The following is a 1414-nucleotide window of genomic DNA, read 5'->3' on the forward strand; positions in this document are numbered from 1 at the left end:
GCGTCGACCATGATCGTGTGGTCGAACCCGGCGGCGCGGAGCTTCTGGATCGCGGCCTTGGTGTCGGCCGTCCAGGCCGCGGCCACCGGTTGGAAACCACAGATCTCAACACGCGAGGGCATCGAGTCGACCGTTGCATGGTATCGCGAGCACGTACGGGACTCGTCTGCAGCGGTCCGACTGTGAGCACAACACGCACTCTGTCCGGGTTCACCGGGGCAGGCTACGACAAGGGACGCGGCCTACTGGTTCAAATCTCCTGGCTTGTGATTTCCGGTGTGCTGCTTTCTCATTGGTGGTGCCCCAACGGAATACGCGTTGCAGTTCTCCGGCAGTTCGGCGCAGACATCGCCGACGGGGTCCTGATTCGACACCGTGTCCGTATCCACTGGCCGTGGAAGCTGACGGTCGGAGCAGACTCGTGGATCGGGGAGGGAACCTGGATACTCAATCTCGAACCCGTCACGATAGGGGCGAACACGGCTATCTCGCAGGATGTCCTCCTGTGTACGGGCAGTCATGATCACCGAAGTCCCACATTCGAGTTCGACAATGCCCCCATCGTTATCGGTGACCAGGCGTGGATCGCCGCCCGCGCGACGATACTCCGGGGTGTAACGATCGGGGACAACGCAATCGTCGGCGCGACGGCTTTGGTGACGTCCGATGTTTCCGCCGGAACCACAATGTTGGCGCCACGGGCCGGCGCCGCACGATGAAGATACTGCAAATCGTCACTCTCTTCTCACCGGACGCCGCATACGGAGGGCCTATCAGGGTCGCCCTCAATCAGTCGAAAGCATTGCAAGACAATGGTCATGACGTAACTATCGCCGCGGGTGAGCGTGGATACGCGGTGCCCCCGACACACGAGCAAGGTATCGCTCTGAAATTGTTTTCGGCGCGAACCGTGATCCCCAAGATCGGGTACGCGGGAATCGGCGCGCCGTCGATGCTTGTGTGGCTTCACAAGCACATCCGAGAATTCGATGTCGTGCACATTCATCTCGCTCGCGACCTGGTGACTCTTCCTGCCGCGAAGCTGGCTCTTGCATACGGCATTCCAGTTTTCGCTCAGACTCACGGGATGATCGACGAAACAGACAAGCTGCTGGCAAAACCGTTGGACGCTGCTCTCACGATCCCGGTCCTCAAACGAGCACGGACAGTGTTCTATCTGACCGAACGCGAACACGCAGACCTGCAGTCCGTTGTCGGAGACGGTCACCTAAACTTGGTGGAACTCAACAACGGGATTCCGGAGGCAGAAGACCTCGAGTCGCGGCCTTGCAACAGTTACGACCCGCCCGAGGTCCTCTACCTCGCACGCCTACAGGCAAGAAAGCGACCCCAGGTGTTCGTTGAAGCCGCAAAAGAGTTGTTGGACAGCGGACACACGGCGCGATTTTCGATA

At 59.8% G+C, this 1414-nt stretch carries 2 protein-coding genes; both read left to right on the plus strand.

Features of this window, described 5'->3' with window-relative positions:
* The first annotated feature begins 137 nt into the window (after window positions 1-137).
* Complete coding sequence (locus tag ABT116_RS46235; RefSeq protein ID WP_206029761.1) at window positions 138-719, plus strand: DapH/DapD/GlmU-related protein; 582 nt, start codon at window positions 138-140, stop codon at window positions 717-719.
* On the plus strand, window positions 716-1414 hold a 699-nt coding region (locus tag ABT116_RS46240), incomplete at its 3' end, for a glycosyltransferase (protein WP_351647209.1). The genes ABT116_RS46235 and ABT116_RS46240, both read left to right, overlap by 4 nt.

Origin of the sequence: Streptomyces sp. NPDC002130 (assembly GCF_040296465.1) — a bacterium.
Lineage (GTDB): Bacteria > Actinomycetota > Actinomycetes > Streptomycetales > Streptomycetaceae > Streptomyces.